The organism is Erysipelothrix sp. P66 (assembly GCF_038682365.1).
GTDB lineage: Bacteria > Bacillota_I > Bacilli_A > Erysipelotrichales > Erysipelotrichaceae > Erysipelothrix > Erysipelothrix piscisicarius.
This window is the reverse complement of record NZ_CP152290.1, coordinates 536,389-560,856: the sequence shown is the minus strand read 5'-3', so window position 1 is coordinate 560,856 and position 24,468 is coordinate 536,389. Positions and strand designations below refer to the sequence as shown.

24 protein-coding genes are annotated in these 24,468 nt (G+C 37.3%); 1 reads left to right on the top strand and 23 read right to left on the bottom strand.

Annotation, left to right across the window (positions count from 1 at the left end; translation table 11 throughout):
• Window positions 1–49 precede the first annotated feature (49 nt).
• The 16 genes from AAG186_RS02705 to AAG186_RS02630 form a co-directional block, all read right to left on the bottom strand.
• Window positions 50–766, bottom strand: a complete 717-nt coding sequence (locus AAG186_RS02705) for a CBS domain-containing protein (RefSeq protein ID WP_342621939.1) — start codon at window positions 764–766, stop codon at window positions 50–52.
• Window positions 766–2,151 carry an LCP family protein gene (locus AAG186_RS02700; protein WP_342621938.1) on the bottom strand — a complete coding sequence of 462 codons (1,386 nt, stop codon included), beginning with the start codon at window positions 2,149–2,151 and terminating at the stop codon, window positions 766–768. The genes AAG186_RS02705 and AAG186_RS02700 overlap by 1 nt, the downstream gene beginning before the upstream one ends.
• Window positions 2,152–2,225: 74 nt before the next feature.
• On the bottom strand, window positions 2,226–2,372 hold the full coding sequence (rpmF, locus tag AAG186_RS02695) for a 50S ribosomal protein L32 (protein ID WP_003773155.1): 147 nt from the start codon (window positions 2,370–2,372) through the stop codon (window positions 2,226–2,228).
• Between the two features lie 14 nt (window positions 2,373–2,386).
• A complete protein-coding gene (locus AAG186_RS02690; protein ID WP_018578853.1) occupies window positions 2,387–2,896 on the bottom strand; it encodes a DUF177 domain-containing protein in 510 nt (169 codons plus the stop codon).
• Window positions 2,897–3,308: 412 nt separating this feature from the next.
• Window positions 3,309–4,199, bottom strand: coding sequence for a site-specific tyrosine recombinase/integron integrase (gene xerA / locus AAG186_RS02685; protein ID WP_342621937.1), 891 nt, complete (start codon window positions 4,197–4,199; stop codon window positions 3,309–3,311).
• A gap of 59 nt (window positions 4,200–4,258) precedes the next feature.
• On the bottom strand, window positions 4,259–5,548 hold the full coding sequence (gene trmFO, locus AAG186_RS02680) for a methylenetetrahydrofolate--tRNA-(uracil(54)-C(5))-methyltransferase (FADH(2)-oxidizing) TrmFO (protein WP_161636648.1): 1,290 nt from the start codon (window positions 5,546–5,548) through the stop codon (window positions 4,259–4,261).
• Between the two features lie 122 nt (window positions 5,549–5,670).
• Entirely contained in the window at window positions 5,671–7,725 is a 2,055-nt protein-coding gene (gene topA, locus AAG186_RS02675; protein WP_161636649.1) for a type I DNA topoisomerase, read from the bottom strand.
• Window positions 7,726–7,742: 17 nt separating this feature from the next.
• Window positions 7,743–8,471 (bottom strand): DNA-processing protein DprA, encoded by a 729-nt coding sequence (dprA, locus tag AAG186_RS02670; protein ID WP_125164711.1) that lies wholly within the window; start codon window positions 8,469–8,471, stop codon window positions 7,743–7,745.
• A 40-nt stretch (window positions 8,472–8,511) separates the two neighbouring features.
• A complete protein-coding gene (locus AAG186_RS02665) occupies window positions 8,512–9,126 on the bottom strand; it encodes a ribonuclease HII (RefSeq protein ID WP_342621936.1) in 615 nt (204 codons plus the stop codon).
• Window positions 9,111–9,914 (bottom strand): ribosome biogenesis GTPase YlqF, encoded by an 804-nt coding sequence (ylqF, locus tag AAG186_RS02660; protein ID WP_342621935.1) that lies wholly within the window; start codon window positions 9,912–9,914, stop codon window positions 9,111–9,113. Before ylqF ends, AAG186_RS02665 begins: the two co-directional genes overlap by 16 nt.
• 42 nt (window positions 9,915–9,956) lie before the next feature.
• Window positions 9,957–10,517, bottom strand: coding sequence for a signal peptidase I (gene lepB / locus AAG186_RS02655; protein WP_125164714.1), 561 nt, complete (start codon window positions 10,515–10,517; stop codon window positions 9,957–9,959).
• Window positions 10,518–10,566: 49 nt separating this feature from the next.
• Window positions 10,567–10,914 carry a 50S ribosomal protein L19 gene (gene rplS / locus AAG186_RS02650; protein WP_003773145.1) on the bottom strand — a complete coding sequence of 116 codons (348 nt, stop codon included), beginning with the start codon at window positions 10,912–10,914 and terminating at the stop codon, window positions 10,567–10,569.
• A gap of 231 nt (window positions 10,915–11,145) precedes the next feature.
• Window positions 11,146–12,441 carry a signal recognition particle protein gene (gene ffh / locus AAG186_RS02645; protein WP_342621934.1) on the bottom strand — a complete coding sequence of 432 codons (1,296 nt, stop codon included), beginning with the start codon at window positions 12,439–12,441 and terminating at the stop codon, window positions 11,146–11,148.
• A gap of 9 nt (window positions 12,442–12,450) precedes the next feature.
• Window positions 12,451–13,653, bottom strand: a complete 1,203-nt coding sequence (thiI, locus tag AAG186_RS02640; protein WP_161636652.1) for a tRNA uracil 4-sulfurtransferase ThiI — start codon at window positions 13,651–13,653, stop codon at window positions 12,451–12,453.
• Window positions 13,640–14,788, bottom strand: coding sequence for a cysteine desulfurase family protein (locus tag AAG186_RS02635; protein WP_161636725.1), 1,149 nt, complete (start codon window positions 14,786–14,788; stop codon window positions 13,640–13,642). Before AAG186_RS02635 ends, thiI begins: the two co-directional genes overlap by 14 nt.
• On the bottom strand, window positions 14,769–16,508 hold the full coding sequence (locus tag AAG186_RS02630; protein ID WP_161636653.1) for a septation ring formation regulator EzrA: 1,740 nt from the start codon (window positions 16,506–16,508) through the stop codon (window positions 14,769–14,771). Before AAG186_RS02630 ends, AAG186_RS02635 begins: the two co-directional genes overlap by 20 nt.
• A gap of 250 nt (window positions 16,509–16,758) precedes the next feature.
• On the opposite strand from AAG186_RS02630, the gene rpsD reads away from it, so the two are divergent.
• Entirely contained in the window at window positions 16,759–17,361 is a 603-nt protein-coding gene (rpsD, locus tag AAG186_RS02625; protein WP_123171693.1) for a 30S ribosomal protein S4, read from the top strand.
• A 106-nt stretch (window positions 17,362–17,467) separates the two neighbouring features.
• Here the strand turns inward: rpsD and AAG186_RS02620 are convergent, their stop codons facing one another.
• The 7 genes from AAG186_RS02620 to sufU all read right to left on the bottom strand — a co-directional run bounded on the left by AAG186_RS02620 (window position 17,468) and on the right by sufU (window position 24,463).
• Window positions 17,468–18,061 (bottom strand): membrane lipoprotein lipid attachment site-containing protein, encoded by a 594-nt coding sequence (locus AAG186_RS02620; protein ID WP_125164718.1) that lies wholly within the window; start codon window positions 18,059–18,061, stop codon window positions 17,468–17,470.
• 17 nt (window positions 18,062–18,078) lie between these two features.
• Window positions 18,079–19,329, bottom strand: a complete 1,251-nt coding sequence (gene tyrS / locus AAG186_RS02615) for a tyrosine--tRNA ligase (RefSeq protein ID WP_161636654.1) — start codon at window positions 19,327–19,329, stop codon at window positions 18,079–18,081.
• A gap of 14 nt (window positions 19,330–19,343) precedes the next feature.
• Window positions 19,344–20,591, bottom strand: a complete 1,248-nt coding sequence (locus tag AAG186_RS02610; protein WP_161636655.1) for a citrate lyase holo-[acyl-carrier protein] synthase — start codon at window positions 20,589–20,591, stop codon at window positions 19,344–19,346.
• 235 nt (window positions 20,592–20,826) lie between these two features.
• Complete coding sequence (locus tag AAG186_RS02605) at window positions 20,827–21,990, bottom strand: MFS transporter (RefSeq protein WP_342621933.1); 1,164 nt, start codon at window positions 21,988–21,990, stop codon at window positions 20,827–20,829.
• 77 nt (window positions 21,991–22,067) lie between these two features.
• Window positions 22,068–22,622, bottom strand: a complete 555-nt coding sequence (locus tag AAG186_RS02600) for a 5-formyltetrahydrofolate cyclo-ligase (protein WP_342621932.1) — start codon at window positions 22,620–22,622, stop codon at window positions 22,068–22,070.
• A complete protein-coding gene (gene sufB / locus AAG186_RS02595) occupies window positions 22,615–24,030 on the bottom strand; it encodes a Fe-S cluster assembly protein SufB (protein ID WP_161636657.1) in 1,416 nt (471 codons plus the stop codon). The genes AAG186_RS02600 and sufB overlap by 8 nt, the downstream gene beginning before the upstream one ends.
• Window positions 24,023–24,463, bottom strand: coding sequence for a Fe-S cluster assembly sulfur transfer protein SufU (gene sufU / locus AAG186_RS02590; RefSeq protein ID WP_125164722.1), 441 nt, complete (start codon window positions 24,461–24,463; stop codon window positions 24,023–24,025). Before sufU ends, sufB begins: the two co-directional genes overlap by 8 nt.
• Window positions 24,464–24,468: the final 5 nt, after the last annotated feature.

Sequence of the window (24,468 nt, the reverse complement as noted above, 5' to 3'; positions counted from 1 at the left end):
CTCCTTTTATATAGTGTTACCAATGATAAATATACACGTTACTGTTCAATTATTCAAGTTCACGTATAAGATTTGGTAAATCCGCAACGGTAAAAATTCCGAGCGGTTTTTCATTTTGTTTTCCTGTTTCTGTCACAATAATTGCAATGACACTTTTTCCACGATTGTGATTTGTCTCATAGACCTCCAACAATTCAGGAATCGACATGGTCAAGGGTACAAAAACAACTCGATCATCTGGTTGATAATATTTGAGTAAGTCCTCAACACGCATCATCGCTAAATCATAAGACGTACGTGACGCATCCTCCATCAGTCTTTGGTATAATCGCGGATGCACCACTCCAACATAAACATGTTTATTATACACCGGAATTGCCGAGTAATGTTGATGGTTTTGTTGCTTCACCATATCGAGCAATAACGTATCCGAAGGGACACTGAATGGTTTGTCATGCACTAAGTCCATCACTGTTTTACGATTATAAATTTTCGAGACAATTGTTTGAATATGCGTAACAACTGAGTCATGCGGTTCTGCAATCGCTTCTTCATTACCACCACGATTATGAACAATCGCATTACGCAATTGAGCATACTCCACTAAATCTGTTTGAAAATGACGAATAACTTCATCTTTTCGCGCACCCATATGAACCATTTGCACAAAACCAACACTGGGATTATTTAATAAATTTCGCAAATACATTTCAATTTGTACAAAAGCATTTAAAAATAAAACTGAATTCGCTGTGGTATCGTCCACTACGACCCCTCCTTATTTGCGACGATTAAATCGCTAATTTGTTTTTGTATCGATGCAACACTTTCTTCTGAAGGCCAATATACATAATATTTATAACGACCATCTTGGCTGTAGGTTGGTTGCATATCACCGGTACCGCGAAGATAATCTTCTTCAAAATGCCAACGATCACTGGTTTCAATTTGTTTAGAAATCAATTTAGAGATACTACCATCATCCAGATTAGTATCAACAACTCGGCTTACAAGCCCTGTTAATTGTGGTGCCTTGATCAGGTTTTCAGTTTGTGTAGCTTTTTCAAAGATTGCCTTGACCAATTCTTGATGGTGTAAACCACGGGCAACATCACCATATTCTACATGGTCTCGCTCACGCGCAAAAGCCAGAGCCTTTTCACCATCAACATGATTCATGCCTTTCATAAACACATCCCCATTCTCAGTGATAAAATCATAATGAGAGAGAACATCCACACCTTCTAAGGTATCAACTATCTGAACCAAGCCTGTGAAGTTAACACGAATATAATAGTTAATATCAATATTAAATAGCTTTTCAAGCGTCTTAACGGAACAAGTAACGCCATAAAGACCTGCATGTGTCAACTTATCCATTTCACCATTTTCACACCCCAACGGAGCATATGTATCACGCGGGACAGAGACCGTTAAGACTTCGTTGGTATTAGGATTCACAGATAACAGAAGGTTCATATCACTTCGTGATCGTGTAACAACATCTCCATATACATCAATACCACTTAGATAAATGGTAAACGGTTCTTTTAAAACATCCACATGTTTCACAATAGAATCACGGCTTAGACGGTATTCATAGCTATTGACTAAAATCGTATCTTTTAAAAAGTCGGGATACAGAAAGGATAAGTTCGCAAGCATTGCTTTGTTTACAAAAAGCCCATCAATCTCTTGATCATAAAACGAAGAAACAACTTCATCTATATCCGAGAATTTCTTAAATCGATCGGTTCCAATCTCATTTTTAAGGTCATCAGAAATGGCCTCAAGATGATTTTCTTTTACACCATAGAGTCCAATAATCGGATTATTCGCGAATTCATGATCTTTCATTCGCAATAAATCATACTTAATGAGTTCGTATTCTTTAGTATCCGCCATTTGATCGACAAATCGTTGAGAACTAAATACAAATACACTGGTTATCAGGATACAAATCGCAATTAAATAACGCCAAAATGGTCGTTTGGTCACAATCATGACCACCATTGCAACGATAACCGCCACAACTAATATTATAAGACGGTTCCGTATCGGCATATACTTCGTAAATACTAAAACGCATGCTAAGCATGCGAATGAAAAAAATACTGCCAATGGACCGAAAACGACTGATTTACGATTCATACTAAACACTCACTTTCCCAAATTTTCCCATATTTTCACATAAAAAAATCTTGGATATCCAAGACTTAATTATATTATTTAACCTCGTCGCGATTTGCACGGTGTGGTAATTTCCACTCCCCAGTTTGAGGATCTTTAGCTAATGTCACATTAGGTAATTTGTAATGTGTACGACGTTTGTTTTTTCTTGCTTTAGATGTGCGTCTTTTTGGAACTGCCATCGTCTCACCTCCATTTAATCAAACTTAAAGTCTTTTAGTTTTGCAAGTCTAGGATCAATCTCTTGACTCTTCTCTTTTGTATAATCTTCTTCAGTCATAACCTGCCAGCCATCTCCCTCTGGATATTCCTTAAGATCCGGATGGATTGCCTTTAGGGGAACTGCAGCTAAGATAGAATCCACGATATATGGATCAAGATCAAGCTCTTCACCTTCAATTTCAATACCTACTTCGTCATCTTCGAGTTTCTCGAAACTAAACACATCACCAACTGGAATCGAAAATTCGATATCAAATGGTTCAAGTGTAATGGCGCAGGGTACTGTCATAATACCTTCTATTGTCAGATCGGTAATTAATTTAGAAGTGTGTTCGTCATAATAACCATGACCTACTGCGAAGATCTCACGTAAAGCAGTACATAGAGAAAAACCTTTCAAGAGATCTTGATCGATGATAATTTCCTCGTCTATTTCTAAACGTGGTGATTTTAACCGATCTAAATCAGCTCTATAAAATTTCATACTCTCACCCTACTCTTTAACGCTACTTAATTATATAGATTACAAACTGGAATGTCAAACGAAACCGTTCATGTTTTCGATGATTCGTTTTTTTATAAAATCAACCTTAATTTTGTATAACCTGTATAATTGTAAAACTAAAATAACATACTCTTTATATCCTTAATAGCATAACAAGTCAAGATTTATTTATTTTAGACCAATAAGATTCTTATACACAAAAAAAGAAAAGCTCTATTATCAGCTTCTCTTTTTTTCTATTTATTTATAAGGGGAAAGATTATGTATGATTTTTGGTTATTCATAAGGGGATATGAATAAAGGAGAAGAGGAATCATACGTGTAAGAATTTCTTCTTACACTTGAATCATACACAAATAATATGTAAGAAATATACCAGAAGTATGTAAGATTATGTGACTGGTATTTTTTCAATCGCATCCTCATAGACTTCTTTAATTTTTTGCATACTAACGTGCGTATAAATCTGCGTTGTACTCAGAGATTCATGACCCAAAAGCGTTTGAACAACACGTAAACTCGCACCATTGTCCAATAAATGCGTCGCAAAGCTATGTCGCAACATATGTGGATGCAACTTCATCCGAAGTCCTGCGGTCTTACCTTGGTGCTCTAGAATGTGTTGTATTCCGCGTGACGTAAGTGGATTTCCTCTTTGATTTAAAAAAACAGCATGTGATCTTGAACTATTGGCAATTTGAGGCCGATATACATTGAGATACGACCAAAGCTTAGGAACCAATGATTCATAGAAAAAAAGTTGACGTTCTTTATTTCCTTTACCAACTACCCGTAACGATCGTTCTGTGAGATCTAAATCATGAATCTGTAAATCAACAACTTCACTTACCCGCAAACCACATGCGTACATCAATTCAATCATCACCTGATTTCGCACACCTAATACAGAATTATCACAACTTAGGAGTAGTGTTTCAATTTCATCGTACATGAGAAAATGGGGAAGATGTCTTCCTTGTCGTTTAATCTTAATTTGTTGAAACGGATTGTCTGCAAGTCCGTAATTGACCTGCAGAAATTTATAGAAAGATCGTAATGTCGATATTTTACGTGCAACACTTGCACTTGACAGTTTTGAATCATAAAGCATATTTAAGTAATCGTATGCTGTCGAGCGCCCTACATCTTTTAACGGTATGTCTTCAATAAAATCAAGAAATTGCCGAATATCACGTTCATATGCAAGATTTGTATGCTCGGATGACGTATTGGTTATCGCAATATGACGCATAAAATCGATTACAATATCTTCAGTCTTCATTCAATCACCTCTTTTTTTTATTATACGCTAATCTCAAGAAAAAAAGACACCGAAGTGTCTTAACCAAACTGTGAAACGAGCTTATCGATATGTGCAAGACTGCGAACCGACATTGCTTCACGATCTTTTAAACGATTGCCTACAATTCCAAAGTTTGCATTCATCGGTTGGAATTGTGAGGGATTCGCATGTGAAACATAATAAGCCATCGAACCCATGACTGTTTCTTGAGGTAAGTCAATCAACGGTTCTTGTTTAAGGAATTGAGCCATATTAAGTGCCGCTACAAGTCCACTGGCCGCCGATTCAACATACCCTTCCACGCCACTCACTTGTCCCGCAAAGAAAAGCGTTGGTTGCGTTTTTGATTGATAGTGATGGTTGAGAAGTAATGGTGATTTAATGAAGGTATTACGGTGCATCACACCATAGCGAACTATTTCAGCATTTTCCAATCCTGGTATCATTTGAATAATCCGTTTTTGATCTCCCCATTTTAATCGCGTTTGGAATCCTACGAGATTATACAGTGATCCAGCAGCATTATCTTGACGTAATTGTACGACAGCATAAGGGCGCGTACCATCTGGTTTTTCCAAACCAACAGGTTTTAACGGACCAAATAGCATGGTTTTGATACCACGGCGAGCCATAACTTCAACGGGCATACACCCTTCAAAAACTTTGACATCTTCAAAATCGCGCATTGGAGCTTCTTCCGCTTCTAAAATAGCACGATGGAATGCTTCAAATTGATCACGATCCATTGGACAGTTTATATAATCCTGACCATCACCCTTGTCATAACGTGATTTACGATAGGCAATATCAAAATTAATGCCATCCACAGAAACAATCGGTGCAATCGCATCATAAAAATACATCTCTGATTGTCCAAGATAATTCATTAAGTACTTTGAAAAATTATCAGATGTAAGGGGACCTGTCGCAACAATCGTTGGCAAATCATCCAGTTCCGTCATTTCACGATTTGAAATGATAATATTGTCCATTTTCGAAATTTTTTCTGATACCTTTTCACTAAAACCAACACGGTCAACGGCTAGCGCACTACCGGCTGGTAAACGATGTTCATCCGCTGATTTCATAATAATACTATCAAAACGACGCATTTCTTCTTTTAGTAGTCCAACAGCGTTATTTAAATCATCCGAACGAAATGAATTTGAACATACGAGTTCCGCAAAATGTTCTGTAACATGAGCTGGCGTCATTTTAACTGGACGCATCTCAACAAGTTCTACAATAAATCCACGTTTCGCAAGTTGATAAGCAGCTTCACTTCCTGCTAATCCTGCCCCTATAACTCTAACTTGAGGTTGTTTCATAATTACCATCCTTATCTTAATTTATGCCAAAGAAAACTGACATACACTTCAAATTATACGCGATGCATCACCTTCAAACGTGTTTAATGCACCATAATTTTAAAAGCGATGTCAGCGTTTATTTAATCTTTAATTTCTTCACCTAATGGTTCATGCTCCGTTGACGCTTCTTTCGGCTTTTTCGTCTTTGGTTTCTTAGCATTTTCATTGGGTTGAATGTATCGACATTTAGGGAATCCTGAACATCCTACAAAGAACGTTCCGTAACGGCTCTTGCGTTTTACTAAAGGTTCACCACAATCCGGACACATTTCGCCCGTTTTCTCAGGCTCTGGACGTTTATCTTGATCCAGCGCACGATTGTATCGACACTCAGGGAAGTTACCACATGCAATAAATTTCCCAAAACGTCCAAATCGGTAAACAAGTTCACCGCCACAGTCGGGACAAACCTCTCCAACTTTCTCAACTTCGATTTTTTCCATTTTTTCATCAGCTTCTTCAAGCAATGGATAAAATTTATCGACAAATCGTTGCAGTGCTTCAACATTGTTTTCTTCACCTTCCGCAATACGATCAAGCTCATCTTCCATATTTGCGGTGTAATGAACGTTGATAATATCCGAAAAATGTTCTTGAAGTTTTTCGTTTGTAAGAATTCCTTGGTCAGTAGGTTTAAAGACTTTAGTTTTAGATGTTTCCGAAACTGCACCAAATGTTGCATATGCACGGTAAACGATCGTTTCCAAAATCATTGAATAGGTACTTGGACGACCAATTCCCAATTCTTCCAATTCTTTGATCAAGCGCGCTTCTGTATAGCGTGCAGGTGGTTGTGTAAAGTGTTGGTTCTTTTCAATTTTTTGTGCATTATAAGCTTTTGCTTCATCCAACTCACCCATGACCTTATCGGTTGTCTTTTCGTATTCATATACTCTTAAGTAACCGTCAAATGTCATAATCGATCCACTACCATTAAAATCATAATCATTTTGACTGAAAACAACACTTACTGAATCGGAAATGGATGGTGCCATAAGCGATGCAAGTGTTCGGTAATAAATAAAACGATATAATTTATATTCATCAGGGGTCAGGTAAGATTTCACAGCTTCGGGGCGACGCGAAATACTTGTTGGTCGGATTGCCTCGTGAGCATCCTGAGTATTTTCAGTTTTCTTACCTTGACGGTATTTACCTAAATATTCTTTACCATATTCTTCTACAATAAATGCCTTTGCGTCATCCACAAACACATTGCTAAGACGTGTAGAATCCGTACGCATATAGGTAATCAAACCTTCTGTATCTGCACCCATCTGAATTCCTTCATAAAGCTTTTGAGCGACACGCATGGTTTTCTTTGCAGGAAAACCGAGACGTGTCGATGCTTCTTGTTGAAGTGTCGATGTAATGAAAGGAAGTTTTGATTCTTTCTTACGTTTCTTCTTCTCAAGCTTTGTAATTTTAAAAGGTCCTTGTGAGGCATCCAATACTGCTTGTGCTTCTGCTTCATTCGTAAGTTTTAGTTTCTTCCCTTTATAACGTTCTGCACTTGTCTCAATGATATTTCCCTCATTTTCAAAAAATGCGAGAACAGACCAGTATTCTTCTGGTGTAAATGCATCAATCTCTTTTTCGCGATCTACAATTAGTTTTAACGCAACTGATTGCACTCGGCCTGCGCTTTTACTTTTAATTTTAGCTTGCAATAATTTTGAAAGTTTAAAACCAATAATTCGGTCAAGTATGCGTCGTGTTTCCTGTGATTTTACCAAATTCATATCAATATGACGTGGTGATTCAAATGCACTTAAAACAGCATCTTTTGTAATCTCGTTAAAAACAACACGATTATCTTGATCGAGATCAACGCCTAGTTCATTCGCAAGATGCCAAGAAATTGCCTCTCCCTCACGGTCGGGGTCAGTTGCAAGATAAACAGCATCCGCTTTCTTCGCTTTTGCTTTTAATTCTTTTACAACATCTTTCTTATCTTTACTTATTTTATAAGTTGCTTCAAAGTCATTATCAAAATCAACACCCAGACCGCCTTTACCGGTCGTCGCTAAATCTCGTATATGACCTTTTGAAGAAACAACCTCAAAATCCTCACCAAGATACTTCTCAATTGTTTTAGATTTTGAAGGTGACTCAACAATTACTAAATTTTTCATAGCCAACACTCCTTAGTTTATATATTGGATAAATCTTCGAGGTTTGTCAACACCTCGGCTCCCTCCTGGATCAAAAGATTGCATCCGACTCCTGAAATATCATCCAGATTATGAGGAAGACATACAACCCTTCGATTTAATTTCAATGCTTCATTAACCGTATGCATCGTCCCACTTCGCGCTAAAGCACTCATCACATAGATGCTTTGTGATAAAGCTGCAATCAAACGATTTCGAAATGGAAAATAATGCTTTTGTGGATGCACACCTATCGGATACTCCGAAATCACAAGATGCTTTTGTTTCATAACATCAAAAACTTCGCGATGCTTAAATGGATAACATATATCTAAACCACACCCTACCACAGCTATCGATTGAAAATCAAGTGCACACCGATGCGCCATGATATCAATGCCGTAAGCCAGACCCGAAACAATGGTATAGTGTTCCCTTACATTACGAACAAATAATTCAGTCATTCTTAGAGCGTATTTACTTGGAGTTCTCGAACCCACTACTGCAATACAACGGGTATGGAGTAACGAGAGATTCCCTTCATAAAAAATAACGAAGGGTGGATCGTCCAACTCATAAAAACACTTTGGATAATCTCGATCTCCATAACAAATATAGTTTCCTTGATATTCATATGAGGGAACCCTTTTTCCCTCATGAATGAAACGACATATACTAGAATAATCCCCTCTTAAATGGATTGCAAGATTTTTTAAGTAATTTCTCACATTATCACCATTATTAGTTAAGCAATAAAAAAAACAAGACCTAAATATCAAACGATATTTGTGTCTCGTCTTTAAATCGAAAAGATTTTCGATGAATGGGACAACGACCAAACTTGAGAATTGCTTCTTTATGTTGTTTCGTCCCATATCCTTTGTGTTTCGCAAAGCCATACTCTGGAAACTCAAGGTCATAAACTTTCATGAGCCCATCTCGAACCGTTTTAGCCAAAATACTTGCGGCAGCTATCGAAAGCGAACGTGCATCCCCTTTAACGATTGCTTCACACGGAACCGTGAGGTCATCTAAAGGCATGGCGTCGGTTAACACAATATCTGCTTTGCTCTCAAGAGCAATTTTTTTCATAGCATTTTGAGTTGCTCGATAAATATTATCACGGTCGATGACATCCACTGGAATAATCTCTGTAAATGTCCATAATGCATTGGATTCAATAATGGAAACCAACGCATCGCGTTGGTTTTCACTTAATTGTTTAGAATCATTAATACGAGCGTCATAAAATCCTTTTGGGAAAATAACACCCGAAACAACACAGGGACCAGCCATTGGACCTCTACCTGCTTCATCAATCCCAACAACAAGTTTTCCTTGCTCCCAGTAATTGATTTCAAATTCTTCTATAAGCGATCCCATGTAATGCGTCCAATCCGACCGTTTTGAATATCACTCAAAAACGCGACTCGTGTTTTATCGTCGTTCACCGTTCCACCTTCACCAAGAAGACCGCGATAACGTCCCACTTGGTCATAAAAATTATCAAAGGATTCAAGTTCATAACGACGCTTTAACTCTTCAGGTTTATACTGAATATAGTAATCACGAGCATAATCTGTAACCAATGCCATTGGATATCCTGTATCTTTTACAGATCCAATCACAGCACAAATAATCCCCATTTCCTCCGATTCAAATTTAGGCCACAACACACCGGGTGTATCAACCAATTCAAGATCTTGGGTTACTTTAATAAGCTTTAACGATTGGGTAACACCCGGTCTATTTTCAACACCTGCAGCCTTTCGAGCTGAGATTTTATTAATAACACTGGATTTCCCAACATTTGGAACACCTACAATTAATGCACGTGCGGTTCGAGGACGAATTCCACGACGTTTATCGCGTTCACGTTTCTCTTTTAAGACGATATCCGTCTTTTCAATAATCATTTTACGTACGGGATCGTTAATCACATCCACCAAAAGTACGACATTCCCTTCCGATTCAAGCTTTTCAACCCACATTTCACTCTGTTTTGGGTCCGCTAAATCTTTTTTTGTCAAAACAATAAGACGTTTCTTTTGTCCAATTGACCGTGACAAAACAGGATTTCGAGTCGACATCGGTGCACGAGCGTCACGACATTCGATGACAAAATCAACGACTTTGATTTGTTCTTCAATCAAGCGAATCGCTTTTGCCATATGACCCGGAAACCAATGTACCTGTGACATCAAATCACGCTCCTATTTTCCTACTGTTCTTATTTTGTTAAATGGTATAAAGACAAAGACATCTTTACTTTTAATTGCTTCACGTTTAAAGGTTCCATAATCTCGAGAATCACTTGAACGAATACGGTTATCCCCTAGCATAAAATACTCACCTTCGGGCACCGTTATCGGACCAAAATCACGTGAAAACTCTTTCCCTGTCGACGTCATTTCACGTACGTAATCTGTATCCAAGAAAGGTTGTTCAACTTCTTTCCCATCGATATATAATTTTTCATCACGTATTTCCACAACTTCACCTGGCAAACCAATTACACGCTTCACAATATGTTTTTTCTGTGAATCAAGATAGAGCACAAGAACATCAAAACGCTCTGGATCTTTCATTTTCATGCTTAAAATATTTGAAAAGCCTAATTCTTTATCGTTAAGACTCGGGTACATGGATAACCCTTCTACCCGAACAGGACGCGCAATAAATTGCGTTACTAAAATAACCAAAACAAGACTGATTACCATACTTTTAATAAAGTCTTTAACCGCGATTAAAAACTTATCATCGCCTTTATTCATTTCATACCCTCCCTACAATAAAGAAAAAGCCGTATAAATACGGCTAATACTAACGAATTTCTTTAATACGTGCTGATTTACCTGAACGGTCACGTAAGTAGTATAGTTTTGAACGACGTACTTTACCTTTACGTAATACAGTTACGCTGTCAATAATAGGTGAGTTGATTGGGAATGTACGTTCCACACCAATTCCTGATGACATTTTACGAACTGTAAATGATTCTGAAATACCTGTTCCTTGAGTTTTAATAACAACACCTTCAAATGCTTGAATACGTGTTTTTCCACCTTCTTGGATTTTAACGTCTACGCGTACTGTACATCCAGGACGGAATTCAGGAATGTCGTTACGTAATTGTGACTTTGTAATTTCTTGTACTAATGCTAATGACATAGTAATTCTCCTTTTTCTGTCTATATATGTTAAAACTGGTTCATAATGATTCCAACAGCGGAACCAGAGTGCTTTAAGCCTATATAATTTATCATAAACAGCTTAAATAATCAAGTAAAATTTTTCTAGGCTTTAAACATTGCTCTTATCAATATTTTGAAATCTCTGACATTGTCAATTTGAAATGAGATTATCTTTGAGATTCTTTTAAATATAGTTTATAAGACGTTTCTATTTACCCATAAAACGAGAGAGCATCTTCATTTGCTTCTGCATTTTTTCGTATTGGCTTAAAAGACGGTTCACGTCTGTTGTAGAGGTACCCGATCCTTCAGCAATACGACGCTTGCGTGTAGAACGAATAATTTTAGGATTGTTACGTTCTTCCGGAGTCATACTTAGAATCATTGCCTCAGTTTTTTTCATTGTACTTGATGCATCTGCGTCATCAATTTGACCTGCTAATTGATTCGCTCCTGGCATCATTTTCATTAGACCTGATAATGGACCCATTTTTGAAACTTGTTGTAATTGAATAAGCATATCATCAAGTGTAAATTGACCCTTCATCATGCGTTCCGCTGAACGTTCAGAAGCTTCGATATCCATTTTTTCTTGCGCTTTTTCTACAAGACTTACGATATCACCCATCCCTAAAATACGAGAAGCGGTACGATCTGGATAAAACTCATCCAACTCATCAATACCTTCCCCAACCCCAACAAACTTTACGGGAACTTGAGTCATGTATCGTACTGAGAGAATTGAACCACCACGCGAATCACCATCAAATTTAGTAGCAACAAGACCTGTAATGTTGAGTTTTTCTTTAAATCCATTCGCAACATGAATAACATCTTGACCACTCATTGCATCAACACTTAATAGAATTTCATCTGGTTTTGTTAGCGATTGAATATCGACAAGTTGTTGCATTAATGCTTCATCAATTTGTAATCGACCTGCAGTATCAATGAGAATAAGATCGAAATCCTTACCGTGTGCAAGCGCATTTTTTACCACCTCAACTGGGGTGCTGTTTTCTTGCGCATATACTTCCACACCGATTTGTGTTCCCAGGATTTTCAGCTGTTCAATTGCAGCAGGACGCGCTAAGTCTGCCGCAACCAACAAGACTTTTTTTCCTTCTTTGTTGAGCTTGTTTGCAATTTTCGCAATTGTCGTTGTTTTCCCTGAACCTTGCAAACCAACCATCATTAAAATTCCGGGTTTTTGATTAAAGCTAAGTTCGGATTTTTCTTCACCTAAAATCTCAATTAATTTGTCATTCACAATCTTGACAAACATTTGTGAAGGTTCAACATCGCGCGTCACTTTCATTCCAAGCGCTTCGTTGCGCGTATGTTCTAACAGTTCATTAATTACTTCTAAACTTACATCTGCTTCTAAAAGTGAAATTCGAATCTCACTTAATGCATCGGTAATATTTTTTTCGGAAAGTTTCCCCTTTCCGGTCATATTTCTAAATGTATCTTGTAATCGGTTTGTTAAATTATCGAATGCCATAACTTCCTCCTATAAGAACGATGGTGTATCTTCTTGTTTTTTCTTTGTAACTTCTACTACTTCGATGTTTTTAATTGCTTCATCAACCAGCGCATCAATATCAAGTCCCTCTTCAAAACGTAAAATCTTGTCCCCATGCGGTTTTGTTGTAGGGTTTTTCGGTGTAAAGATTGTACAGCAATCTTCAAATGGCAATATTGATGTTTCATAGGTATCAATCTTACGTGCGAGGTCAATTATCTCTACCTTATCATAAGTAATGAGAGGGCGTAAGATCGGTAATGTCCCAATATTTGTGATTTCTTTCATACTATGTAGTGTTTGTGATGCAACTTGACCAAGACTTTCACCATTGGCAATTGCAAGACAATTACGACGGAATGCAAGACGTTCCGCAATACGAAGCATGAAACGACGCATCATCGTAATGGCATAACTCTCTGGAACTTTTTTATAAATTTCCAGTTGAACATCAGTAAAAGGTACTACATTAATACGAATGTGATCTTGGTAATTTGTAAGTTGTTGGGCAAGGTCCATAACTTTCTTTTGCGCCTCGTCAGAAGTGTATGGCGGTGATGCAAAGTGGATTGCTTCAATACGAACCCCACGCTTCATCATCAAGTAAGCAGCGACCGGCGAATCAATTCCCCCCGAAAGCATCACCATAACTTTACCTTGAATCCCTACTGGATATCCACCAGCACCTTCAACGCGCCCCATCATGATATATGCTGAGTCACTTCGAACTTCAATGATAATCCCCACATCCGGCTTACGAACATCCACTTTGAATTCTGTTGTTTGTAAGATTTTGGTTGCAACATGGCGATTAATAACGTCAGAAATATGTTCATAGGATTTGTCATGACGACGAGCAATCACTTTAAACGTCGATTTGCCTTCTTCTTTTTGAATCATTTCTGCAGCGACATTCGCAATAACATCCAAATCTCGCTCAACTTTAACTGCAAGTGAAAAGGAACTTAAACCAAACACATGGCGCAGTTCATCACTAACAGCCAATCCATCTTCTCCATTTAAAGTAATATACAGACGATCGTATGTCTCACGATACGTTAGATTCGGAAATGCTACCAATTGCGAACGAACATTACGCACCAATTGTGCCGTAAAATTACGTCGGTTTTTCCCTTTTGTTGAAAGTTCACCATAACGGCAAACAATAAATTCATAGTTAGTGTTGTACATAATTTTTTATCTCCAATATTGTTTCACAAACTTTTTCGAGTTCTTCCATTGTCGTTAGGTGTGATAAACTGATGCGAACACTTGTAAGTGCGCATGTTTCATCACAGCCCATGGCTTTTAATACATGAGAAGGTTCCAACGACTTCGAATTACACGTACTCTGTGCTGATACGTATATGCCTTTTGCATTTAAGCCATTCATCATTATTTCCGATCCAACATTTAAAACTGACATATTAAAGATATACGGTGAACCGTGAATATCTGAGTTAATGTGGATGTTTTCCATTCCATCGAAAGTATCGTATAAAAATTTATTCATGCGTATTATATCATTAAATGAGCGTTTGTGGTCCTCAACTGCCAATCGGAGTGTTTTCGCCCACAAAATTGCGGAAACATTATCTAAAGTTCCTCCACGCAATCCACCTTCTTGCTGTCCCCCATTAATCAGTGACAAACACTTAACATTTGCTTTTTTAACGAGCAATCCACTCCCCTTCAAACCATAAATTTTATGTGCAGAATAAGAAACACTATCAATTTGTTTCATGGGGAAATCATGGCGAGCGAGCGCTTGAACACCGTCAATATGAACATACGCACTCGAATATTTTTTCGTTATACGCGCCACTTCTTGAACATCGGTAATACTTCCAACTTCATTGTTAACAGCCATAACTGTGACAAGAACTGTATCTTTTCGAAGTTTTTGCTTCAATTCATCAAGTGAGATACATCCTTTTGTATCAACACTGAGATAATCAACTTCAAATCCAAATTCATCTTTTAATTGTTGCACAGCACCCATGACGGAGCTGTGTTCAACACATGTTGTGATGATATGTTTACCACGATGACGGTTTGCAAGGGCAATTCCCTTAATTGCAGTACTGTTTGATTCACTGGCTCCAGACGTGAAAAAAATCTCATGAGGGAGTACACCAAGCATTTTTGCTAATGCATCACGAGATTGCACTACAAGATCAGACACACGCTGGCCACCATAATGAAGTGAATCAGCATTTTCGTAATATTTTTCCATAATCACCAACGCATCCTTCAAAATTTCTGGACGCGTCGGTGTTGTACTTGAATAATCTAAATAAATTGGTTTATCGTGCGCTTTTTGCATTGTCACGAATCATCTCCTCATAAGCCGTATTCGGTCTATATCGATCAATAGAATTAATGATTGTAGTCAAACTCTGTGTATAATCACCACTATTGAAGGATAACTCTGCACGGGTTAATTCGGCATCGATATCGGGAACAAAAGCTCTAAATTTGTTTGCATAAACAATTGCATTTTCACACATGTCGACTACACCCACCAAGTTATTGACGTTGTTGTGTAGTTTGTAGATATAATCGATTGCCTCATCAACTGTAGCGTTTAAGAGTTTAACATCGATTACATCTTGACCTAGCATTTCTTTCACTTGATCAGTATATTTATAAGCACGTTCTAAATCCGAAGCATATTTATCGGAAATCGAAGGTAATGAACGTTTTTGAATTCTTACTTGAACATCATTAATGATAAGATGGAGTTTAAGTAATTGCTTCGTTGCGCGCACTTCATCTGCATTCGCACGTTCTACTTTTTCATTCATGGCAAGATACTCATCTTTAAGCATTGAAACATCTTGACCAAGTTCTTGCAGCGAAATAAGAATCGTTGAGGCCGGGATTTTTTCTTCCTCGATCATTCTTGAAACCTTCACACCGGATTCACTAAATTCTTGAATGCGTTGTGAGAATACGCCAACATTTTCAGTATACCCGTCGAAATTAAAACGCGTCTCAACTTTATGTGCATCCTTGCACATCTTACTGATGCTATCCACAAGAAACTCTAAGTTCTCAAACACTTCTTCACTTAACGCATCAACCTCACGTTGTGCTTTGTCTTCTTTTTGAATTGAGAGGGCAAGTTGTTCAAGTCGCTTTTGACTTTCCTTAAGACTCGTCCGTGACTTTTCAATTTCGCCTTGACCAATATTAATCAAGTCATCTTTAAGGATCTCACTTAAAACACCAATGTTTTTAGGAACTTCAAGATGCTCTACAAAAACTCCGTTCTGACGAACACCTTGATAAAGTTTTGAGACTTCATCCAGCAATTGTGGAATTAATCCTTTAGCGTGCTCATAAAGTTTGGGAATCTCTGTAATTTTAATTTCTAGATCATCAATTGAAGCACGTGTCTCTTCACTGATTTCCTGAGCTTTCATGAAATCAGATGCATACATCCATTCTTCAAAAACCGAAAAGTTTTGTTCAATTTCTTTAATTTGATCTTCAATTGTCGGGAATGCATCCCCCAATCCCGATGTATTTTCAATCGCATTTTTTTTCAATTCTCTAAATCGATCTTTTAATGTTGTAATCTCCATGCGTTGACGTGTTTCTTGCTCGAGTAACGTTTCGAGATTATCATTTAGGGAAACCGTCTGTTCCATGGATTCAGTAATCAATACATCCAAACGTGTTAAGTGTTTTGAAGCTTCTTTTAGTTTCCCAAATGCAAGTGCATCTTCAGAATCTGCAAGTGCATCTGAAATTTCTTCTTGACGTGCATTGATCTCACTAAACTCCGCCTTGCACTCTGAAACTTTTTTCTCAACATCCGGGTTTAATTTAGCCAACCCATTTGCTTTGTTTATTTTGAACAACACAGGAATACTCATGAGCTCGTTGTATCGCACCTCTAAGGTTTCAAAGGCTTTATTCAATCGACGTTTTTTAGCCATACGTATGTAGACAAAAACCCCAATGATTAACAGCACTAGGACAACAGCAATTATATATTTGTAGTCATTCATAAACTTTAATATCATCTGAAAATTCATACGTTCACCTCGTTGAATTTATTGTACCATAGATAGCTTAGTTCTTAAATGTGTTTCGTTGACTTTTCACCTCAATTTAGGTATATTATATAAGCGTCATATTTTTAGTGCAGCACGCAAAGTTATTAGCCACGTGTTTATCCCGCGGCAGGAATCAAAGTACCTACGCTGTACAGGGAAACGATTATAGATAAACTCAACTAGTAATAATTTGTGGAACTCGCTAATGACATATTAGGAGGTCAGTATTATGGCAAGAATTAAAGGTCCAGTTTGGAAAAAAGCACGTCGTTTAAGTTTCTCAATCCTCGAAACAGGTGAAGAGCTACAACGTCGCGATTATGCACCAGGACAACATGGTAAAGCACGTCGTCCAAAATTATCAAACTACGGTTTACAATTACGTGAGAAACAACGTATTCGTTATACATATGGAGTTACTGAAAAACAATTCTATAACACATTCAAAAAAGCTTCAAAACTTGAAGGTGTTGCAGGTCACAACTTCTTATTCATGTTAGAATCACGTTTAGATAACGTTGTATACCGCATGAACTTATCACGCACACGTCGTGGAGCGCGTCAATTAGTTAACCATGGTCATATCTTAGTAGATGGAAAAAAAGTTGACATTCCTTCATACATTGTAAAACCTGGTCAAACAATTGAAGTTAAAGAATCTTCACGTTCAATGGCAGCAATCAAAGATGCTTTAGAAGCTAATGTATCAATGGTTGATTATGTTACATTTGACAAAGATAAATTCAAAGGTGAATACAAACGTTTACCAGAACGTAGCGAATTAAACCAAGAAATTAATGAAGCATTAGTTGTTGAATTCTACAACCGTTAATCTTCATAATCCTAAAACTTCCTCATTGAGGAAGTTTTTTTATGAGTATTTGAACACAAAGAAAAAACCATTCAATTATTTAGAATGGTTTTCTTTAAATCGTATGCTACTCATCGTCTTCTTCGGTTTTATCTACTACTTCTTCTTTTTTAGGTTCCTCTTTTTTTGAATCATCTTTATTGGATTTGGATTCCTCTTTTTTAGGTTCCTCATATTTTAATTTAAACTGAATAAACTCACGTTGTGTTTCAAGTTTTGTATTATTACGCCATGAAACCAGAATATTCAATGTTACTTCTGGAACATCCACTTCCCCAGCAAGACTGATCCCACCCATATAGTTACGATCTTTTCGAACTTGCCCTGGAACTAAATTATATTCCGAATCAAAAATACCCGCAGTTGGCATCATTTTATCCGCATGGTAATCTTCGTTGTTTTCTAGAACAACAATTTCTACACCATACATGGCAATCTTTGGCTTATCAATCACAACGCCATAGACATATAAATCTTCATGTTTTTCAATGGTCGCCGAAATATCAAAGAAACGTGATGACTCAACAAAACGGTCATTATCGTTAATTGCATTCCAATAAGACTCATACCGTTTCAATTTTTCAGTATAGAGTTTTTTTTCATTCACTGAACACCCTGTTAACAACATCATGCTCAAGAGTACCAAAAATAGTTTTTTCATATTATACCTCTTACGATTTAGTTTGTGTGGTTAAAGATATGATACGTCTTCTTACCGCGGCGTACAACGGTCACTTCTTTACCAATTGCATTTTCCTTAGAAACGACAAAATTTGTATCACTCACAACTTCGCCATTTACGCGAATTGCTCCACCTTCAATGAGCTGACGTGCTTCACGCTTGCTTGGACATACTTTAGTATTAACCAGTAACTCAACAATATTTTCATCAGCCGTTACTTCAATGGATGCACTGTCTGCAAACACTTGACGAATTTGGTCAACGGTTAGCTCTTGTACATTACCTGAAAAGAGTGCGTTGGTGACACGTTCTGCCATTGCAAGACCTTCCTTACCGAAGACAACTTCTGTTAATTCCTTTGCAAGTTCCTTTTGCGCAAGTCTTAAATGTGGTTCTTTAATAAATGACGCTTCGATTGCTTGAATTTCTTCAACACTCTTAAACGAAAGACGTTTTAAGAAATCAATCACATCGTCATCACTTGTATTAATGAAGAATTGATAGAAACTATAAGCATCCGTACGGTTTTCATCCAACCAGATATTTTGACCTTCACTCTTACCGAATTTTGTGCCATCTGATTTCATGATTAAGTGTGAGGTAATACCAAATACTTCAGCTTCTGGCCCTTCAACCTTACGAATTAGATCTGCACCACTAACAAGGTTTCCCCATTGATCAGACCCACCAATTTGTAGTTCAATACCATAGTTTTTGTATAAATGAAGGAAATCAATCGATTGTAAGATTGTATATGAGAATTCTGTAAAAGAAATTCCAGTGCTTAAACGCTTTGCAATCGTATCTTTTGCCAACATATTACTTACGCTGAAAAATTTACCATAATCCCGTAAGAAATCAAGAACGGTTAAATCTCCCAGCCAATCACGATTGTTTACAATCGTAACTGGATTATTATCACTTGAGAGAATACGTTCAATCTGAGCCCCAATACCATCTACATTTTTTTGTAAGTCTGCATCATCGAGCATTGAGCGTTCTGTTGTAGGACGTGGGTCACCAATCATCCCGGTTGCGCCTCCAACCAATGCAATTGGCTTATGACCTTGCATTTGGTAACGCTTTAATAAAATTAGTTGTTGAAGATGACCGACATGGAGGGAATCCGCAGTTGGATCAAACCCACAATATAGCGTAATTGGCTGCTCTAATCGTTTTTCCAACGCTTCATAATTGGTAACATCCTTAACAAGACCACGCCAGTTTAATTCTTCTAAAAAATTCATTTTCTTTTCCACCTTTATTTTTCTTGTGTATCAAATAACATTTTAATTTTTAAATAATATCGTTGCATAATATCAAGCATGCATGTGACCGCTAAAAGCGTTGTCGCATCATGAGGATATATATACCCAGATGCACAAAACTTATCAAGCTCTGGCCACTTATCTTCTTTAAAAATCAAGTTTTTAGCTAAAAATTGTGTTTTTAATAATGCTTGTTCTCCATTATGCATTAAAACCGCTTGATCATCATGACGACTCATAATATAGAGTAACGTTGATGTAATCGATTTATTTTTTTGTAAGAACGGAACGTATTGATTAAATACTTCGCGCATTCCGTTATTTAAGATTTCATAGCGCTTCGGTTCCTCAGTGAACATATTATTCTGAGTAAACCCTTCACTTATTTTTTTAATTTGTTTCGTTATATCTGCATAGCCTCGTGAATTAATAAATGCAAACATTACTGTGCTGGTAATGAATACGGTATAGTGGTAGGATTGCTGATTTAAAACGGCACGTTGAATCTTCGTTTCAACTTCGTTTTGGAAACGAGCAATATCAACCGTACTTGTGCTATTCACTGAGAATATCCGTTGCATTTCATCTTTGTATGTACGAACAAGATGAATAAACTTTTCGAAATTCATTTGTTCATTACTGCCACGATAATTGGGACCATACATACCAAAACCCATTGTTTTGGTAAATGAACTCACATACCCATAAACTAAGATGTTCGACAGAATTGTCTGTTTATCACCTTTTACAATATAACCTTCAACTCGTTTAGTATAATTATCAATGTATTTTGGATCTTCTACAATATCATTCATCAATTCTTCAAGCGAGGACTTATAGTAGTCATCAAGTCTATTTTTATATCCCAGCGCTTCACGGGTCCACTTTTGATCACAATCGAACACATCACTATCAATTGCAAAGCCTAATGGATGGTGATCTTCATAGTGAACCAAAATATCTTTGACCGTTTTTGCGCTTTCGTCCAGTTTAATGTAGAACATTAGTCCTTCTTCATCAAACGTATACGACCAAGATTCCATATTGAATCGTTCCCAAAGCTCAAAAAAGATGGTGAATACTGCATAGGACACAATGTTACGTTGGCGATCTTCCCCCGCAAAAGACCCACCTAAAACAAGGAGGGATCCATCCTGCCCTTCAATCATACTTTTCATGATACCATTACGTTTTTCACGTAACTCACGAATTGATTCAGATGTTAATTGAACAATATTCATAATAATACCTCTTTCAACATATAATATTCTACCATGAAATCATCGTTTAAGGTAATGTAAAACTCAAAGAGCCATAAAAAAAAGGCAATACGCCTTTTTTTCGGAAAAATATTATTTAACAAGGGAAATCTGTAACCATATTTATTTTTAAGGAGAAGAAATATAGTCATTGTAAACAAAATGTTTACGTGTATAGAATACAAAAACATTATGGTATGAATTCGCCGAAACTGTGTTAATTTGTGTGAGCCGGTTTAAAGATAGAAATCATGACTGTAGGAACCACCATAATAGCTCCGAAAATAAAGATAACCGTTTGAATTGGCATCTGTTCAACGAGAATCCCTGAGACAAGTGGTGTAATGATTGCCGAGAATCCAATACTCATTGAAATCGAGAACATCTGTGCTGTTGAACGTAAATGACTTGGTGATTCTCTAAAAATTAAATCTTTTTGTGCCACCAGAATAAGTGGGAATGTGATAGCTTGAAGTGTTGATAGGACAATAATTTGGAACACAGATGTCGCCATGCCATAGGTTATCATTCGAATGATCATAATCATACTGGAAAAAACCATTAAGTTTTTGCCACCGTATTTTTTCAGTAGGGCGCCCCCCACTAACATCAGTGGAATCTCACTGAGTGCCTCCACAAACCATTTTACCCCAACATCTTGAGCATTACCCCCAAGATGAAACATATAATCCGTAATGGTAATTGAATCCACATTGATTACAAAATAGGTCAGTGTAAAAACAAGAACCAAATACATGTAACGTTTATTCGTGAAAAGTACTTTTAAATCTTTAAAACTGAGTGTCGTCGCCACACCATCCCGACTTTGTTTGGACGCATCTTCAAGTTTAAAAGAATAAAAAATAACCACAAAACTTAAAATGCCAGACAAATAGCCTAATGATGCATAACCATAGCGATGGATAAAAAATCCAGACACGAGCGATGCTAAGGCCCACCCAAGCGAACCAAAACTCCGAATAAAGCTAAATTGATGATAAATGCCATCAACTTCCAACACCCATGTCTCAAAAAGATTCGAAAGAATTCGAACAACACCTGCCATCGTTCCTACTAAGAAGAAGTGATAATAAAAATTATGTATATTTATAGAGTAGGAAAGCATCCCTGTTGCCGCTAAAATAAATGTTCCGTAGATAAAAAATCGCTTAATCGTTCCAAATCGATCACATAAATAACCGGATAGAATTTGGCCTACCATCGCAATGATGGCTAGAAAAGAAAGAATAAGTCCCCGTTGTGATGCCGAATAACCAAGATGCGTTAAAAAGGGCACTACTTGTGGAAACAACAATCCATGTGAAGCATACATCAAAAACATAACAGCACTAAAATTGATAATCTTTGATTTATTAGACATTTTTATACCTCATACACTCTAAGCCTCATTATACCATTTATTTCTCTAATGTTTTCACCAATTGGGTCAAAAAAACCCTAATCGCGATTAGGGTTCATAATTGCATTTTCAGTAATAATAACATCACAACGAATATCATGATCTTGTTGGAATGGAATATCTGTTTCTTGAAACGAATACGCAACACCAATTTTTATTGCATTAATACCTTTAAGAAAACGATCATAATAACCACCACCATAACCAATACGATAACCTTGTCTATTAAAAGCAACCATGGGTACGATTACCACATCAATTTCATCTGCTGAAATTTTATGATTGGTTGTGGGTTCAAGAATCCCCATCACCCCAAGTTGTAACTGTTCAAAACCTGTTATCGCGTAGAAGTCCATCGATTCCCCTTTAATTTTAGGCAAACAAATTGTATAGCGATCATCCCAAAATAACGTTTCCATCATTCCATAAGTATCCACTTCATGATTAAATGCAGCATAAAGTGCAATTGTTTGATGCCCTTCTAAACGATCCATTACAGCATTATGAATTACGCTATCCCAGGGAGCACGCATCAGCACATCGTATTGCTTGCGCTTCTCTAAGACTCCCTGAGCAATCGTTTTTTTATCCAACAGAGCCTTCCATCTCCATTTTCATAAGTTGATTTAATTCAACCGCATATTCCATCGGTAATTCCCGAGTAAAGGGTTCCAAAAATCCCATAATAATCGTTTCAGACGCTTGTTCTTCACTTAATCCCCGACTCATAAGATAGAAAAGTTCTTCTTCAGAAATCTTCGACACACGCGCTTCGTGTTCAATGATGGACGCATTGGTATCGACAACATTGACTGGCATGGTATCACTCATAGAAAGCGGATCTAGTATCAACGTATCACACTCAATTTTAGTTTTCGCATTTATTGAATTTTTATCATGGTGCACAATACCTCGATAATTCACAGTACCACCATTGCGTGATACTGATTTTGAGATAATGGTACTTTGAGTATTGGGTGCTTTATGAATCATTTTCGCTCCAGCGTCTTGCCATTGATTAGCCCCCGCAACAGCAATAGAGATGGTCATACCTTTAGCATATTCTCCAATTAAAACACACGAAGGATATTTCATAGTTATATAAGCACCAATATTACCATCAATCCACTCCATCATTCCGTGTGCCTCAACTTGGGCACGCTTTGTGACAAGATTATAAACATTTGATGACCAATTTTGGATGGTCGTATAACGACATTTGGCATTTTTATGAACAAATATCTCCACGACTGCAGCATGCATTGCATCTTTTTTGTAAATCGGTGCTGTACACCCTTCAACATAATGCACATCGGCACCTTCATCCACTATAATCATGGTTCGTTCAAACTGCCCCATTTGCTCAGCATTAATTCTAAAATAGGACTGCAATGGTTTATCCAATGTTACTCCTTTTGGAATATAGATAAACGATCCTCCAGACCATACCGCTGTATTCAATGCCGCAAACTTATTATCATTGTAAGGTACAAGCTTTCCAAAATATTCCTTTACAATTTCAGGATGTTCGCGCAATCCCGTATCCATATCAAAAAATAAAACCCCTTTAGATTCCACTTCCTGAAGCATGCTTGCATAAACGACTTCGGAATCATATTGAGTCGCCACACCTGATAAATATTTAGCTTCTGCTTCTGGAATTCCAAGACGATCAAAAGTATTGCGAATTTCTTCAGGAACATCCTCCCACGTGCGCTCCACTTGATCACTCGCACGCAAGAAATAGATGTATTCATCAAAATCTACCTTAGAAAGATCTGCACCCCATGCAGGCATTTTTTGCTCCTTAAAGGATTCATAAGCCTTTAAGCGTATTTCAAGCATCCACTCAGGTTCATTTTTAAGCCGTGAAATTTCACGCACCACTTCTTCATTTAAACCTTTATCAAATGCTACAACACTTTCGATTTCATCATGAAAACCGTATTGATATTCTTCGTTTGGTAAGCGATCGCGATCATCAATTTTCTCTTCACTCATCTTTATCCCTACTTTCTTCAATAATATCCGTCAAACCACGCCACCCTAACGTTGCGCACGTAATCCGATTCGCTTGTCGCCCAACATTTTTAAACGCAACCGCTTCTTGAAGAAGCTCCTCATCAAAAGATTCCAGATGAATCATTCGATTATATTCAGCAATAATCTTTTCGGCTTCTTCTAAAGTCTTCCCTTTCACAAGTTCGGTCATAATTGAGGCAGCGGAAGTCGCAATTGTACACGCTTGACCATCAAAACAAACATCTTCAATAACGCCATTTTTAATGGATGCTTGAATGGTTAAATCATCAATACAGGAATCCGTACTGACACGTTTTTTTGTATATGCTTCGTCGGTCCGCTTATTTCGTGGATTTTCATAATGATCCATAATTAGTTGTCGAAGAAAACGGGGATCTTCAAAATAATTCATTTTAT